Below are 691 nucleotides of genomic sequence, written 5' to 3'. Positions count from 1 at the left end.
GAATGAGCGACTGTCTTGTTCGTCAAGCGTCTTGCCATGGTTTTTGATCCCTGATGATGGCGTTGAGAATGGTCAGCAGTTTTCGCATCGTTGCGACAATCGCGACGATCTTGGGTTTGCCAGCATCCACCAGCCGGTCCCGGAAGGCCTTGAGGATGGGGTTGTATCGGCTGGCAACAAGAGCTGCCATGAACAAGACAGTGCGCACCTTTGAACGTCCACCACCGGTAAAGCTCTTGCCTTTCCATTTGCCCGACTGCCGCGTCCACGGCGCAAGACCAGCCAAAGCAGCGACCTGACGGCGATCGAGGCTTCCCAGTTCAGGGATCTCTGCCAGCAACGTACGTGCAGTGGCGGTTCCAACACCCGGAACCGAGGTTAAAAGTGCTTCACGCACACGCCATACCGGTGACTTGCGGATATGATCATCCAGATCGGTATCGATACTTTCCATCTCACGCCTGAGAGCGACCAACAGCCGCTTGATGCTTTTTTGCGTTGGCTTCTCAATGGCCAGGCGTAGCCTGTTTTCCTCGGCCACGATCATCTGCACAATCTGCCGTCTGCGGTCGACAAGTGCCGACAATGCCTGGGTTTGCGCGTCACGCAGTGGCCGGATTTGTGGCTTGGTTGCCAGTACAAAAGCCGCGATCACCTGCGCATCAATCTCGTCGGTCTTGGCGCGGCGACC

Annotated in this window: 1 protein-coding gene; it reads right to left on the bottom strand. The window is 56.7% G+C overall.

The window, feature by feature from the left end:
• Positions 1-22: 22 nt before the first annotated feature.
• Positions 23-691 (bottom strand): IS110 family transposase (locus IB237_RS26160; RefSeq protein ID WP_192491678.1); only part of this gene is annotated, 669 nt, incomplete at its 5' end.

This window comes from Agrobacterium sp. AGB01, assembly GCF_014851585.1.
Taxonomy (GTDB): Bacteria; Pseudomonadota; Alphaproteobacteria; order Rhizobiales; family Rhizobiaceae; genus Agrobacterium.
This window is presented reverse-complemented; position numbering and strand designations above follow the sequence as displayed.